The sequence below is a fragment of the Megasphaera indica genome (assembly GCF_046614755.1).
Taxonomy (GTDB): Bacteria; Bacillota; Negativicutes; order Veillonellales; family Megasphaeraceae; genus Megasphaera; species Megasphaera intestinihominis.
Genome location: NZ_JBKKJR010000013.1, coordinates 16,861 through 31,865 on the forward strand (window position 1 = coordinate 16,861; position 15,005 = coordinate 31,865).

Annotated in this window: 12 protein-coding genes, 1 other RNA gene and 1 other annotated feature; of the genes, 2 read left to right on the forward strand and 11 right to left on the reverse strand. The window is 54.4% G+C overall.

The genetic code is table 11. The features are described from left to right. Window positions 1–4 precede the first annotated feature (4 nt). The 7 genes from ACFCTO_RS07665 to ACFCTO_RS07695 all read right to left on the reverse strand — a co-directional run bounded on the left by ACFCTO_RS07665 (window position 5) and on the right by ACFCTO_RS07695 (window position 8,005). On the reverse strand, window positions 5–964 hold the full coding sequence (locus ACFCTO_RS07665) for a 5-bromo-4-chloroindolyl phosphate hydrolysis family protein (RefSeq protein ID WP_499876659.1): 960 nt from the start codon (window positions 962–964) through the stop codon (window positions 5–7). A gap of 263 nt (window positions 965–1,227) precedes the next feature. Then, entirely contained in the window at window positions 1,228–1,989 is a 762-nt protein-coding gene (gene tpiA / locus ACFCTO_RS07670; protein ID WP_499876660.1) for a triose-phosphate isomerase, read from the reverse strand. A gap of 31 nt (window positions 1,990–2,020) precedes the next feature. Next, window positions 2,021–3,202, reverse strand: a complete 1,182-nt coding sequence (locus ACFCTO_RS07675) for a phosphoglycerate kinase (protein ID WP_302485570.1) — start codon at window positions 3,200–3,202, stop codon at window positions 2,021–2,023. Between the two features lie 18 nt (window positions 3,203–3,220). Further along, window positions 3,221–4,243 (reverse strand): sugar-binding transcriptional regulator, encoded by a 1,023-nt coding sequence (locus tag ACFCTO_RS07680; protein ID WP_292262102.1) that lies wholly within the window; start codon window positions 4,241–4,243, stop codon window positions 3,221–3,223. 43 nt (window positions 4,244–4,286) lie between these two features. Further along, window positions 4,287–5,810 carry a 2,3-bisphosphoglycerate-independent phosphoglycerate mutase gene (gene gpmI, locus ACFCTO_RS07685; protein ID WP_292262100.1) on the reverse strand — a complete coding sequence of 508 codons (1,524 nt, stop codon included), beginning with the start codon at window positions 5,808–5,810 and terminating at the stop codon, window positions 4,287–4,289. A 266-nt stretch (window positions 5,811–6,076) separates the two neighbouring features. Beyond that, window positions 6,077–7,105 (reverse strand): type I glyceraldehyde-3-phosphate dehydrogenase, encoded by a 1,029-nt coding sequence (gene gap / locus ACFCTO_RS07690; RefSeq protein WP_020311176.1) that lies wholly within the window; start codon window positions 7,103–7,105, stop codon window positions 6,077–6,079. 135 nt (window positions 7,106–7,240) lie between these two features. Further along, window positions 7,241–8,005 (reverse strand): YdcF family protein, encoded by a 765-nt coding sequence (locus tag ACFCTO_RS07695; protein ID WP_292300977.1) that lies wholly within the window; start codon window positions 8,003–8,005, stop codon window positions 7,241–7,243. Between the two features lie 307 nt (window positions 8,006–8,312). On the opposite strand from ACFCTO_RS07695, the gene ssrA reads away from it, so the two are divergent. Together ssrA and ACFCTO_RS07705 are read left to right on the forward strand one after the other, a co-directional pair. Then, window positions 8,313–8,663: a transfer-messenger RNA gene (gene ssrA / locus ACFCTO_RS07700) on the forward strand. A gap of 461 nt (window positions 8,664–9,124) precedes the next feature. Then, window positions 9,125–9,365, forward strand: a binding site (T-box leader). A 66-nt stretch (window positions 9,366–9,431) separates the two neighbouring features. After that, window positions 9,432–10,769 carry an MFS transporter gene (locus ACFCTO_RS07705; protein WP_499876661.1) on the forward strand — a complete coding sequence of 446 codons (1,338 nt, stop codon included), beginning with the start codon at window positions 9,432–9,434 and terminating at the stop codon, window positions 10,767–10,769. A gap of 556 nt (window positions 10,770–11,325) precedes the next feature. On the opposite strand, the gene ACFCTO_RS07710 is transcribed toward ACFCTO_RS07705, so the two are convergent. The 4 genes from ACFCTO_RS07710 to ACFCTO_RS07725 are packed head-to-tail and all read right to left on the reverse strand — an operon-like array spanning window position 11,326 to window position 14,878. After that, the gene (locus ACFCTO_RS07710) at window positions 11,326–11,895 is read right to left on the reverse strand and encodes a GDSL-type esterase/lipase family protein (RefSeq protein ID WP_292301347.1); all 570 of its coding nucleotides are present in this window, start codon (window positions 11,893–11,895) and stop codon (window positions 11,326–11,328) included. Then, window positions 11,892–13,367 (reverse strand): tryptophan transporter, encoded by a 1,476-nt coding sequence (locus tag ACFCTO_RS07715; protein WP_499876662.1) that lies wholly within the window; start codon window positions 13,365–13,367, stop codon window positions 11,892–11,894. Before ACFCTO_RS07715 ends, ACFCTO_RS07710 begins: the two co-directional genes overlap by 4 nt. 12 nt (window positions 13,368–13,379) lie before the next feature. Further along, on the reverse strand, window positions 13,380–14,063 hold the full coding sequence (locus ACFCTO_RS07720; RefSeq protein WP_036201004.1) for an energy-coupling factor transporter transmembrane component T family protein: 684 nt from the start codon (window positions 14,061–14,063) through the stop codon (window positions 13,380–13,382). After that, window positions 14,063–14,878: an energy-coupling factor ABC transporter ATP-binding protein gene (locus tag ACFCTO_RS07725; protein ID WP_292301349.1), complete on the reverse strand. Its 816-nt coding sequence runs from the start codon at window positions 14,876–14,878 to the stop codon at window positions 14,063–14,065. The genes ACFCTO_RS07720 and ACFCTO_RS07725 overlap by 1 nt, the downstream gene beginning before the upstream one ends. Window positions 14,879–15,005: the final 127 nt, after the last annotated feature.

Sequence of the window (15,005 nt, forward strand, 5' to 3'; positions counted from 1 at the left end):
GGAGTTAAGCGCCGTATTTATGCAAATAATCGGCATAGTAAAATTCATCGGTCGTCATGTTGAAGTAGCGGATGCCTTCGCGCAGGCCCAGGAAGCCTGGGATGAGGGTCCAGCAGAAGAGGGCGTAGATGGCCCCGCGGACAGGGCGCTTCAAATAGAAGTAATGGATGCCGAAGGAGCCCAGGAAGAAGGCCAGGACGGCTGTAATCAGGCGCTCTTCGTTGATTTTATGGCGCAGTTCCGGTGTAATCGACGAGAAGGTCCCGTCCGTATAGGCATCGAAGCGGTCGGCGGTTTTCTGCTTCCACTGAGCCAGGGAGCCTTTCAGGGACGACGGCTTCTTTCTCCGCGCGGCAACCTCCGGGTCGTACAGGCCTTGGGCAGACAGGTTCTGGGCCATGACCGTCGTTTCTCCGTCGATGGTCACTAATTCCGCTTCCATGACCTGCGTGAACTGTTCTTCATAGGCCTGGTCGAGTTGGCTGAGCAGGGTCTTGAGCTTGTTCTGCGTGTTGACCACTTTGTCCGTCTTGACGCCTGTTACGGCCAATTTCTTATATTTATGGACCATGTAGACGGCCCGGTCCTGATAGTAATCGATGAAGTGTTCTGCCAGTCCGATCCGTTCGGGATACTGCTGTAAATAGTAGAGGAAGTTACGGGCAATGTGCTGCATATTGGCAACGGTCCGGCGCAGGTCCGGGTCGGTCAGCCCCAATCGTTCCGCTTCCATGCGGTTGAAATCGCTGACAGCCTTTTCAAAGGCCGCCTGGTCACGGCTGGCTCCCTTCTCTTTTCCACCGGGCCACTTCAAAAAAAGTTTGTGCGGCTGCCGTTCCAGGCGATACAGGATATACAGCGACAGGATAACGCCGATGACACCGACAGGATGGTTATAAAAGAACCAGGCACCGCCGCCGATGAGCAGGCAGAAAAAAGAAAGAACATATAAAATATATTTCATCGAATTCCTCCTCCATCTCATTGCCTTTATTGTAACAAATGTGGGGAGATATAGCAAAAGGACCTGCCGCAAAAGCGACAGGTCCTTTTCTGTAGGGGCGCCCGCTCCGGGATATGTACGATTTCCCGGCCAGTCTGCTAGAAAAATCATCCAAATCCATAACGGGTCGCCCACGTGGCGACCCCTACGACCCCTACGAGCCACTAGCCACTAGCCACTAGCCACTAGCCACTAGCCACTAGCCACTAGCCACTAGCCACTAACTATTTTACAACAGCATTGTTGATGATAGCCAGGAAGTCGTCGGCTTTGAGGCTGGCACCGCCTACGAGGCCGCCGTCGATGTCGGCAGAGCCTGTGAGTTCAGCGACGTTACCGCCTTTGACGCTGCCGCCGTAGAGGATGGAAACGTCTTCTGCCGTAGCTGCGTCATAGAGGGCAGCCAGTTTCTTGCGGATGATAGCGCAGACTTCTTCTGCCTGGGCAGCGCTTGCCGTCTTGCCCGTGCCGATAGCCCAGATCGGTTCATAAGCGATGATGACTTTCTTGACGTCTGCTGCCGTCAGGCCTTCCAAGGCTTTTTCGATCTGGCCTTCGATCCAGGACTGCATGATGCCCTGTTCGCGCTGTTCCAGCGTTTCGCCGCAGCAAACAATCGGCGTCAGGTTATGAGCCAGTGTGGCTTTGGTCTTCTTGTTGACCGTTTCGTCCGTTTCATTGAAGTACGTCCGGCGTTCGGAATGGCCCAGGATGACATGGGTGACACCGATGTCGACGAGCATAGCCGGCGAAACTTCGCCAGTGAAAGCGCCTTTTTCTTCCCAGTGCATGTTCTGGGCTGCGACGTGGATCGGCGTACCTTTGGTCATTTCAACAGCCATGGGCAGGTACGGGAAGACCGGAGCGATGATGACTTCCGGTTTTACGTCCTGCGGGACTTTGGCGACGAGGCCCTGGATAGTTTCTTTGGCGTCGGCACCGAGATGGTTCATTTTCCAGTTGCCGGCAATGATGGTTTTACGCATAATGAGTTTCCTCCTTTAAAGGTGAATGATTTTATTTATCGCTCAGGGATACGACACCCGGGAGCTGTTTGCCTTCGAGGTATTCTAGGGAAGCGCCGCCGCCCGTGGAGATGTGGCTGATTTTGTCGGCCAGGCCGGTCTTGTTGACAGCCGAGACGGAGTCACCGCCGCCGACGATAGAAACAGCATCGGAATCAGCAACGGCTTTGGCGACTGCTTCCGTACCTTTAGCATAGTTTTCCATTTCAAAGACGCCCATCGGACCATTCCAAACGATGAGTTTCATCGAAGCCAGTTCTTTGGCGAAGAGTTCCTGTGTCTTCGTGCCGACGTCGAGGATCATCCAATCAGCCGGGACCGCATCGACGGGAACGACTTTGTGATCAGCATCGTTCTTGAATTCAGCGGCGACCATGACATCGACCGGCAGGAGCAGTTTCGTACCCTGTTCCTTAGCCTGGTTGATGAGCTGTTTAGCCAGGTCGATCTTGTCGGCTTCGACGAGGGATTTGCCGATGCCATAACCCTGGGCAGCCAGGAAGGTATTGGCCATGCCGCCGCCGATGATCATGAGGTCGACTTTCGGCAGAAGGTTGGAAATGACTTCGATCTTGTCGGAAACTTTAGCGCCGCCGATGATAGCTGCGAAGGGGTGAGCCGGATTATCGACAGCACCGCCGATGAAGCGGATTTCTTTTTCCAGGAGGAAGCCGGCAGCCATGGGCAGGAACTTCGTAATGCCAGCGACGGAAGCATGAGCGCGGTGGCAGCAGCCGAAAGCGTCATTGATGCCGACTTCAGCCAGGGAAGCGAGCTGACGGGCGAAATCTTCGCCGTTCTTTTCTTCTTCTTTATGGAAACGGAGGTTTTCCAGAAGCAGGACTTCACCCGGTTTGAGGGCGTCAGCCATGGCTTTCGTTTCTGCGCCGACGCAGTCCGGAGCGAATTTGACGTCGATGCCGAGGAGTTCCGACAGGCGTTTAGCGACCGGTTTCAGGGAATACTTTTCGACGACCTGTCCCTTCGGGCGGCCGAGATGGCTGGCCAGGATGACAGCAGCCTTGTGGTCGAGCAAGTATTTGATGGTCGGCAGCGTCTTCTGGATACGCGTGTCATCTGTGATGTGGCAGTTTTCATCAAGGGGGACGTTGAAGTCAGCGCGGACAAAGACGCGTTTGTTTTCGACATTTACATCGGTGATCGTTTTTTTCATGAAAGGTTCCTCCTCCAATTAAAGCAGTTGTATGATTTTTTCAGCCGCACCTTCATCAGTGACCAGCGTGCCCGTATGGCAGGCCCGCATGACGCCGACGATAGCTTCTGCCTTGCTGGCGCCACCGGCTACGGCGATGATGTGCGGATGATATTTGATTTCCCGTAATGAAATCCCTACATTATTCGTACCATATAAGATTTTGCCGTCCAGGCCGCAATAGCAGCCCAGCGATTCGCCACAGGCGCCGAGGCTGTGCAGGGCATCGCGCTGGAGCGTCGTCATGCCCCGCTTGCGGGCCATGCGGTCGGCCCGGCCGATGCCGAAGATGACGACCTGGGCCCGGGCGGTCATGGCGACATTTTCCTGGGTCTGACGGTCAGCTTTGAGCATCATCTGCAGCGCCGAGTCGCTCAGGCCTTCGGGGATGTGGATCATGCGGTACGAGCTGTGAGTCTTGGACGCAATGTTGGCGGCAATATAGTTGGCCTGGACTTCGACGTGGTTCCCCATGCTGCCGCGGGCCGGCAGGATGGTCACATTGGCCAGACATTCCGGCAGCATACGGGCCACTTCGGCCATGGTCGAACCGCCGCTGATGGCGACAGTATCGACGCTGCCAAAGAGGTCGTTGAGCAAGAGGGCGCCACGGCGGCCCAGTTCTTCCTTCGCTGTCTTATCGCTGTCACTGTCACCGGGAACGATGTAGACATTCTTCAGGCCCAGCTTCTGGCGAATCTGGCGCTGCATGTCATCCAAATTGTTCAGGCGCAGGAAACATTCCAACAGATCCGGCATGAGCCGTTTGCCTTCCGGCTCCATAGCAATGCCCAGCGTCGTAAAGCGGACGATACCGCTGCGCCGCAGGACGTCGACGTGCGACCGGACGACGCGTTCCGACAGGCCCGAAAGGCCGGCCAGGGTCCGGCGGCCGACGGGTTCGGCGTCGGCGATATGCCGCAGCAGCAGGTAACGTTCTTTGATTGTCCCCATGACATCGGGAGCTATTTTTTGAAAGATACTCAATGTATCTTGTTCCATCTTACTCTCTCCCTTCACGATGCGATAGAACAACAGAGTATAATCACTGATCCAGCAGGCATTTGCCGGTCATATCGGCAGGAATGGCCATACCGGCCAGGGTCAGCATAGTCGGGGCGACGTCGGCCAGGATGCCGTCGTGCAGGTGTTCCCCTTTATGTTCTTCACTGACCAGGATGCACGGTACATGATTGGTCGTATGAGCCGTGTAAGGGCATCCCGTATCGGGATCGGCCATCTGTTCCGCATTGCCATGGTCGGCGATGATCAGGAGCTGGCCCTGGACGGGCTTCAAGGCTTCGACGATCTTGCCGACGCAGGTATCGACCGTTTCAACGGCCTTGACAGCGGCTTCAAAGACGCCCGTATGGCCGACCATATCGGCATTGGCGAAATTGAGCATGATCATGTCATATTTATCGGCCTTGATCTGTTCGATGACTTTTTCCGTAACGATAGGTGCGTTCATTTCCGGCTGCAAATCGTAAGTCGCAACTTTCGGCGACGGCACGAGGATGCGGTCTTCACCGGGATTGGGTTCTTCTTCACCGCCATTGAAGAAATACGTGACGTGAGCGTATTTTTCCGTTTCGGCAATGCGCAGCTGGGTCTTGCCTGCCTTGGCCAGGACTTCGCCCAGTGTGTCAGGGATCCGTTCTTTATCATAGACGACGTGTACCGGAAGGTCGTCTTCGTAACGGGTCATGGTCGCAAAGTACGTGTCCAGTTTCTTCGGACGCGGGAAGCCGTCGAAATCGGGGACGACGAAAGCGGTCGTCAGCTGACGGGCCCGGTCGGGGCGGAAGTTGAAGAAGACGACACTGTCCCCATCCTGGACGGGATGTTTATGGATGACTGTCGGGATGACGAATTCGTCGGAAACGTCAGCTGCATAGGAATGTTCCAGGCAGGTCTGGGCATCCGGTTCCTGCGGTCCTTCGCCGAGGGCGACGGCATCATAGGCTTTTTCGACGCGTTCCCAGCGCTTGTCGCGGTCCATGGCATAGTAGCGGCCGCTGATGGTGGCGATTTCACCGACGCCGAGTTCTGCGCACTTGTCTTCCAGTTCCTGGAGGTATTCGCCGGCACTGCGGGGCAGTACGTCGCGGCCGTCGAGGAAGGCGTGGATGTAGACTTTCTTCAAGCCATAGCGCTTCGCCATTTCCAAAAGACCATAGAGATGCTGTTCACTGCTGTGGACGCCGCCAGGCGATACCAGGCCCAGCAGGTGGAGGGCCGAGTCTTTTTCCTTGACGTTTTCCATGGCACCGACGAGAGCCGGCTTCTTGAAGAAAGCTCCGTCTTTGATATCCTTGGTGATCTTGGTCAGCGCCTGGTACACAATACGTCCCGCACCGATATTAAGATGGCCCACTTCAGAGTTGCCAATCTGGCCGTCAGGCAGACCGACGTCTTCGCCCGATGCGCCGAGATACGAATGAGGATATTCTTTCCAAAGTTTCGGCAGGACCTTGAGGTCTGCCTGGGCTACGGCGTTATCTTTAGCGATGCTGCTGCAGCCAAAACCATCCATGATGACCAGCATTACAGGTTTCTTTTTCGTCATTACAGTATTTGACTCCTTTGTGATGTGAGAAAGTAAAAAGAGGCTGTCCCATTAAGACAGCCTCTTTTCGAGTTTGAAGTTTGCAGTTTGCAGTGATTGGCTAAAAATTCAAGCCCTTTCTACAAACTACAAACTTTACACTAAAAACCTTGAAAGAAAAAGGAGCCGTGCATGAGAACGAGAACCTTCATGCGACGGCCCCTTTAGGGTTCAATCTGATTTGTAACGGGAGGCTGTTTACCCGTCGGGAAATGCGTCGCTACAAATTAGTGTTTGCTGTTGTAGTCGTTCATGACAGCAATGAGGTTGAGGACTTTGTTGGAGTAGCCGATTTCATTGTCGTACCAGGAAACGACTTTTACGAAGGTGTCCGTCAAAGCGATACCAGCTTTAGCGTCGAAGATGGACGTGAGCGGGCAGCCGAGGAAGTCAGAGGAAACAACAGCTTCGTCAGTGTAGCCGAGGATGCCTTTGAGTTCGCCTTCGGAAGCTTTTTTCATAGCTGCGCAGATTTCGTCGTACGTAGCCGGTTTAGCGAGGTTGACCGTGAGGTCGACGACGGAAACGTCAAGGGTCGGTACACGCATGGACATGCCGGTCAATTTGCCGTTCAATTCCGGAATGACTTTGCCGACAGCTTTAGCAGCACCCGTCGTGGACGGAATGATGTTGCCAGCAGCTGCACGGCCGCCGCGCCAGTCTTTCATGGACGGGCCGTCAACGGTTTTCTGCGTAGCCGTCGTGGAGTGAACCGTCGTCATGAGGCCTTCTTTGATGCCGAAAGCATCGTTGAGGACTTTAGCGATCGGAGCGAGGCAGTTCGTCGTGCAAGATGCGTTGGAAACGATCTTCTGGCCTTTGTATGTATCGGTGTTAACGCCGCAAACGAACATGTCTGCCTGACGGCCGTCAGCACCCTGTTTGGAAGGAGCGGAGAGTACAACGTATTTTGCACCGGCTGCGAGGTGTTTTTCAGCGAGGTCCATGGTGAGGAAACGGCCTGTCGATTCAACGACGTATTCAGCACCGACTTCGTCCCATTTGAGGTTTGCCGGATCTTTTTCAGCCGTTACGCGGATTTTTTTGCCGTTAACGATGAGCTGGCTGTTTTCGACGTCAGCTTCGATCGTGCCATCGAACTGGCCGTGCATGGTATCATATTTGAGCATGTATGCCATGTAGTCAACCGGGCAGAGGTCGTTGATGCCTACGATTTCGATGTCATCACGAGTCTGTGCAGCGCGGAAAACAAAACGACCAATACGACCGAAACCATTAATACCAACTTTAATCATTGTCGATACACTCCTTTTGAAAACGAAAATAACTCTTTTACATAATTCTAAGAACTTGAGGGCCTTACTACTTACACTGTAAGTATGCCACATCGGGTACGATTTTGCAATACCATGGACGTTTTATGTCCCAATTTATTGCATCCGCAAAGAAGCGGCGCCTATGCCGACATATTCCTTGATGGCCAGACAGGAGTTGAATAAGTAAAAAGACTGGGGCACGATGGAATAGCCCGACCAGTTCGTCGCTGCACTCGTGTGGTAATCACAGGGATAGGGCGTCACGTCCAGGCCTTGGCGCGTAAAGAAGCGGACCGACCGGGGCATATGGAAGGCGCTGGTGACCAGGATGGGCTTCTTCCAGCCCTGGTACTCGCAGATTTGCCTGGAAAAAGCGGCATTTTCTGCCGTATTGCGGCTCTTGTCATCCATGAAAATCTTATTTTCCGGCACGCCCAGGGATAAGAGCATCCGCTTTTCGATTTCCGATTCATTGGCGTCGCCCTTGAGGATGGTCCCGCCTGATAAGAGGATAGGCAAATCCTTCGCCTTTTGCAGGCGCAGGGCCATGAGGAAGCGGTTGGCCGCCGCACTGCCGACCTGACCGGTCCCATCGAAATCAGGAACGCCGGCACGAGAACCACCGCCGAGGAGGATGATGACGTCACCGTCTACATCTGCCCCCTGGGGCTGGTCATAGGCCGTTTCCAAAGGATGGATGAGGCCATTCGACACGGGTTCGATAGAGAGCAGGTAAAAGACAGCCGTAATAGCAGCCAAAGCCCAGCGGCCGGGACTGTGCTTGCGGAACATGTAACACAACAGGAGAATCAAAGCCAGGACGATGCCACCCATAGGCAGGATCCAGGCATAAAGCCATTTAATGATATATAATAACAAAACAAAGACATCCTTTCGTATAGTTAAGCCTCTCCTGCTAGGAGATGTGGCCCAAAAGACCGGAGAGGCTGCTTGTAAACCATAAAGCGCCGCGACGGCTAACTGCGACCTGCGACCTGCGGTCTGCGGGCCGCCCGCTACAGCTGTCCTTTCTGGCATCCACCCTGCACCTCCCGCTGGTCGGTACCTGGTGGGCCAGAAAAGCTTTGGGCGGCCCCTACGCATATTATATCATAAACTTCATTGGCAAAAGGTAAAATATGTGCTATACTTATTTTGAACCCCTGTAAAGGGATATTCTGTCCATGGGGATGTAAAGGTTTCGACGTGGATGGTTGTATCATGAATAGCGAGCCGGGGTTTCATCTGCCCGTAAATCGGTGAACCTTTTAAATTAAACGCAAAAGAAAACAATTTTGCTTTAGCTGCCTAATCGCGGCTAACGTCTCCTGCTGCTAATCCTGCGGGCAGCTCGCAGACGTCACTTAGCGGGATACCACATGGCTCTGCCTGGCAGTCGTGTCGGGAAACTCACAGGCTGGAATCGTCTAGTTTGTCCTTGTACGAAAACGGTTTAAGATCCTAACAAGGTCTGCGCTCGGAGAAGTTCATGGGGCGGCATTTACGGACAGGAGTTCGACTCTCCTCATCTCCACCATGATAAAAAGAGGCTGTCGCATGAAGACAGCCTCTTTTTACGTTGATCGTAGGTAGTTCATCGTTTGTCGTATGGGATTAAAAATATAAATCCATTGCGACGAACGATGAACTACGAACGAAAAACTTTTAAGTTTAAGGGGCCTCGCATGATGGCAAAAAACTTCGTGCGACAGCCCCTTTTAAGTTGTTAGTGGCTAGTAACTAGTGGTTAGTGCCCCCTGATAGGCCCTTTGGGGTCCGTCAGGGACTGACCGGAAAGAAGACAGGACGGTTGCCAAAACGGAGAGCCTTGCTGGAGCTGTCAGCACAGCTGACTGAGAGGTTAAACCTCTCCGGCCCTTTCGGGCCACCTCTCCTATGAGGAGAGGCTTGTAAATAAAAAATTTGGAATAAACCATTGACAAATCGATGCACAAGGTCTATGATAAGGGCCGTAAGTTAAACATCGATTTTATATTTTGACATTCGATGACGAGAAAGAGTACATTTTTTACGGAAGCGCACAGCGAGCCGGGTATGGTGAAAGCCGGCGGTGGAAGGAAAATGGAAAATCATCTCTGAGAATTGCAGTTGAAATGAGTAAACTGCACCGTCTGATCCACGTTACAGGAAACGCGTATGATAGTACGTTGAAAAGTGCCTTGCTTTTTTTGGCGAGGAATATTGGGTGGTACCGCGGATATGAACTTCCGTCCCTTGTGGACGGGAGTTTTTTTATTTCATGTTTATCTTATGACTATATGACTCACAATAGGAGGAATTCATCATGGAAAACATCAATTTCGACAGTCTGAAACGACGGAGAGATCTTCGCATCATTTTACCGGTCTTTCTCGTCTCGATTATAGCCTGCATCGACCGCGTCAATATTTCCTACGCCAAACTGACCATGACCCAGACCCTGTCCTGGTTATCGCCGGAAGTATATGGTTTCGGCGCCGGCATCTTCTTCGCCGGCTATCTGCTCCTGGAAATCCCCGGTTCCCTGTTCGCCGCGAAGTTCTCGGCATCGAAATGGATTTCCCGTATCATGTTTACCTGGGGTATCGTCAGCCTGTGCATGGCCTTCGTCACGACGGAATGTCAGTTCTACCTGTGCCGCTTCCTGTTAGGCGCATCGGAAGCCAGTCTCTACCCGGTCATCTATTCCCTCTTGTTCCCCCGCTGGTTCACGGCAGCTGAACGGGCCCGGGCCACGTCGCTCATGTTGACATCACTGCTCCTTTCGACGATCATCGGCGCACCGATTGCCGGCGTCCTCCTGGAACATTCCTTCTTCGGCCTCTTAGGCTGGCAGGAACTGTTTATCCTGGAATCCATCCCGGCTCTTTGCTTCGCTTTCTATTTCTTCTTCGCCGTCAAAGACCGTCCCGACCAGGCCAGCTGGCTGACGGATGCTGAAAAAGAATACTTGACCACCATGTACCAGGAAGAACAGGCCAAGATGCAGAGCGTCAAGAAATACACGGTCTTCCAGGCCTTTACGGATACGAAAGTCTTGAAACTCTGCCTCATCTACTTCCTCTGGGTCGTCGGTTTCTGGGGCTTCTACTTCTGGATGCCCACGGTCCTCAAGAACCTCTCCGGCTGGTCTACGTCGCTCATCGGCGGGGCTATCGCTATCCCTATGATGGCAGCCCTCGTCGTCCAGCTGGTCATCGGCCATACGGCTACGGTTACGGGCGATAAAGTATGGCACGTCTTCGGTGCCCTGGCCGTCGGCGCTATCGGCCTCGGCTTGTCGCCTTTCGCTCATAACATGGGCGTCGCCTTGTTCCTCATCTGCCTGTCGGCAATCGGCATCCACGCTTCCATGGGCGTATGGTGGACCATCCCGACGACATTCCTTTCCGGCCCGGCCGCTGCCGGCTCCATCGCCCTCATCAACTCCTGCGGCAACCTGGGCGGCATGTTCGGTCCGAACATGATGGCCTGGGTCCAGGCTCAGACAGGCAGCTTCGACATGGGCTACTACCTCATGGCAGCCTTCATGTTCTGCGCCGGCCTCCTGGTCCTGACTTTGAAATATAAAGTCAACGGCGCCGCCAAAAAAGACGTCCTCCTCGACGCCAAAGCCAACGTCCAGCCTACAGCCGGACATTAACGACATCTGTGATGTCGCTGTAGGGGCCGTCCCAAAGGGCGGTCCGTTGCGGGACTCCCATAAATCAGTGGCGCCCGCTATGAATAACCAGCACCTACGCCACCGAGCTGTAAGGGTCAAAAAAAAGCACCCCCTAGGATAGCTTAGGGGATACTCACATAAACCGTGCGGGCGCGCCACGTGCGCGCCCCTACAGGTAATACGAATGGACGTCGACGACGACAAGTTTTTTCTGTAGGGGCGCCACGTGGGGCGCCCGTTATGAATAACTGGCGCCTACGCCACCGAGCTGTAAAGGTCCAAAAAAAGCACCCCCTAGGATGGCTTAGGAGATACTCACATAAACCGTGCGGGCGCGCCACGTGCGCGCCCCTACAGTTTGTAAAAAGGGCTTGTCGCACATGCGACAAGCCCTTTTAAGTTGTTAGTGGTTCGTGGCTCGTTTTTGCGGCCTTATGGCCGCACCGTAGGGGCCGTCCCAGCGGGCGGCCCGCCGCGAATAAATGGTGATATACATAACAGGTCCATGAGGCATGGTTTTACGAGCCACTAGCCACTAACCCCCCATCGCTTTCAACAGAGCTCCGGCCAGGACGGCGTAGCCTTCGGCATTGGGATGGACGCCGTCGGCATAGAGATTGCGGCCTGTCCGCCGTTCGGCTTTGAGCAGGGCTTCGTAGAAGTCGATGACGATGCATTCCGTTTCTTTTCCGTAGGAAAGGATCCATTGCCGATACTGGCGGAGCCCGTCGTTGTGTTTTTCTACGTCACTGGCATTTTGCCAGCCGTACATGGCGCTTTCCATCTTGGTCAGCGGCGGGATGCCCAGGTATACGGGCTTCCCCTGCTCCTTGAAAGTCGTGACGATAGTCCGCATGTTCTGGCAGATTTTCTCCAATTCCCCGCCGAGGAGGATGTCGTTGGAACCGCCCATGATGAAGAAGGCGTCATACCGGCTGAGGTCGAACTGATGGAGGCGATAGACCATGCCCGTCGTCGTATCGCCGCATTGGCCTTCATTGTCGATATGGATATGGCTTTTGGCCGAGACCAGGGCCGTCCAGCTCTGGTCGGGCCGGACGTCGAAGCCGTAGGTCAGGCTGTCGCCCAGGCACAGGAGTTTCACGGCTGGACGGCTTTCTGGACGGCCTTTACGGCAGCGTCCGTCGACAGCCACGGGGCATCGAACTGGCAGCCGGCTTTTTCCAGGTCCATCTGGCAGGCGAAGATTTTCGGGATGGCACTGGTATAAATATCATGGTCATACATATAGCGCAGCGTCGTTTCAACGTCGGCATCGCTGAGGATGTGGCCGTGGTCGATGAGGACCAGCCGGTTGGCATAGGGCAGGGCCGCTTCCAGCGTATGTTCGATGACGACGATGGTATGACCGTATTTGACATTCAAGTCGTGGATCAATTCATAGAATTCATGGGTCCCTTCCGGGTCCAGGGCCGACGTCGGTTCATCGAAGACGAGGATATCCGGATTGGTCGCCAGTACGTCGGCAATGACCAGGCGCTGACGCTGGCCGCCGGACAGCTTGGTGACCTGGCGGTTGCGGTACGGCGTCATATTGACCTTTTCCAAGGCTTCCGAAATAGCCTGGCCGATCTTATCCGGTGCGACGCCCTGATTTTCCAGGCTGAAGGCGATTTCTTCTTCGACCGTCATGGCGACGAGCTGGCTGTCATAATCATCGAGCATGGCGCCGACACGGGTTGCCAGCTGGGAAATCGTCGTCTGCGTCGTCGCCTGACCGTCGACGTAGACCATGCCTTTCATAACGCCGCCGAAATAATGCGGGATAGCGCCGGTCATAGCCATGCACAGCGAGCTCTTGCCGCTGCCGCTTTCACCGGTAATGACCAGGAAGTCGCCTTTATTCACGGTCATGGTGACATCGTCCAGGACAGGCGTCTTCTGCTTGTTATAGATGTACGACAAATGTTCCATGGAAATGAGGCCTTCCTGGGACGGCTTCAAATCATACATGCTGTGGTCCGACGTGACTTCCCGTTCTTCCAGGGAATCGAGGATGCCCCGGGATACGAAAAGGCGCAGGGCCGGGAAATACATAAGCGGTGTAACGATGGCATTCAAGACGCCGATGACGACGACCAAGGGCAGCATGGCCGTAAAATAGACGACATTCGGCAGATTCATGACGAACTTCAGAATCGTGACGAAAGCGCCGCCGCTCATGCAGGTCGCTGCAAAGCCGGTCAGGACGGGCAGGCACGAATGACCTTTGAATTTGATGAATGCCAGGTTCTTGACGATGAACGTACAGGTCAGGGCACCGAGCGGTTCACTGATGAGGTTGCCATAAGGGAAGCCCGACTTCGACGTCAGGACGTTGACCAGGGCAGCGACCAGGCCGATGCCCAAGGCCTGCTTGTAACTCGGCTTGGTCAGGCAGATGGCGACACAATACGTGGCGATGGTCCAGTTCGGCGTGACGCCGCCGACGCTCGGTGAGACCAGGTGCAGAATCGTGCCGATGGCCAGCATGAGCGTCGTAATGGTGATCCAGCGGAACTGGCCGCCCTGACGATGATGAAATTCTAATTTAGCAATATCTGCAACAGTTTTCATCTTTCTTCCCTCCTAAACCAAGTCTTGCAGGCGCAAGTAAACGACAAAACAGCTCAGGGCCAGCATGATGACGATGCCCACATAGTCGCGGCCTTTCGGGCGGACATTGCTCATGAAGCTGTGTTCGTTGCTGCCGAAACCGCGTAATTCCAGACTGAGTGCCATCGTTTCCGACCGGCCCAGGGACTTGAGCATCAGCGGCTGGACGACACTCATATAATTGATGACTTTCTTAAAGACATTGCCCTTCGTCGACAGACCCCGGCAGGCCTGGGCTTCCTGGACGGCCTTGCTTTCGGCGATGAAATCGGGCACGAAGCGCAGGGCCGCCGTGAACATGAAGGCATATTCATAAGGGATCTTGATCTGCTTGACCAGGGCGGCCGTCAAATCCTGCAGGCGCGTCGTCGTCAGCAAGATAATGAAGACGATGGTCATGGCCAGCATGCGCAGGCCCGTGACATAAGCCGATTCCAGGGACCCGCCGCCCAGGAGCTGGACGACAGCCAGGAAGACGGCGAAGACGGCCAGGCTGAAGACGGCCTTGAGGTTGCGCGACAGGCTGCCGCATAAGCCCAAGAGGATGAGTTCGATGACGACTAAGATGACCAGAGGCAGCGTCGTATGCATGACCAAGGCCCAGAAGGAAAAGGCAAAGGTGCCGATCAATTTCGTAACAGGGACCAAATTCTTCATCATTTTTTCGTACCTCCAATCCGTTCCAGCATGGCTGTCGTAAATTCTTTCATCGATTTACAATAGGGAAAATCGGGGACCGCCATGGATAAAGTGACAGCATCGGGCCGGCTCAGGCCCAGGTCATATAAATCATCGCGCTGGGTGAACAGTTCCTGCGGCGTCCCGTCGAAAGCCTTGGTATGGTTGCCGATGACCAGGACGCGCTGACAGTATTCGGCGAAAATATCCATGTCATGACTGATGATGAGGATGGTCATGCCCTTTTTATTGAGGTCCGTCAGCAAGGCCATGAGCTGGTCCTTGTCTTCACTGTCCTGGCCGCTCGTCGGTTCATCGAGGACGATGTATTTCGTATGCATGGCGATGGCCGAAGCAATGGCGACGCGCTGTTTTTCACCGCGGTTCAAGTTGGGCGGATAGGCTTCAGCCAAATCCGTCAGTTCCGTCGCAGCCAGGGCTTCGTCGACGGCCTGACGGATCTCGTCGCGGCTCATGCCCAGCTGCTGCGGCCCGTAGGCTACTTCTTCACGGACCGTCGGCCGGAACATCTGCCGTTCCGGCCGCTGGAAAACGTAGCCCATGAAATGGCTTCGCACAGAAGCATCGTCATCGTTGATGACCTTGCCGTCATACAGGATTTCCCCGGATACGGGCTTTTCCAGCCCCATGAGCAGGCGCGTCACCGTCGTCTTGCCGCAGCCGTTGCGGCCGCCGAGACCGATGAATTCGCCCTCACCGATCTGTACATTTACATGTTCCAATACGGGCACGCCATTGCCGTAGTTGAAACTGACATCTTTCATTTCCAGCATCTTTCTCTCCCCTTCTATTTGAAGACACAAAAAAACCTTCCGTCCCTATACAGGGACGAAAGGTTTGATTTCTTCCGCGGTGCCACCCAGATTGACTCAGTGAGTCCAGCTCTACATGTACGGCATA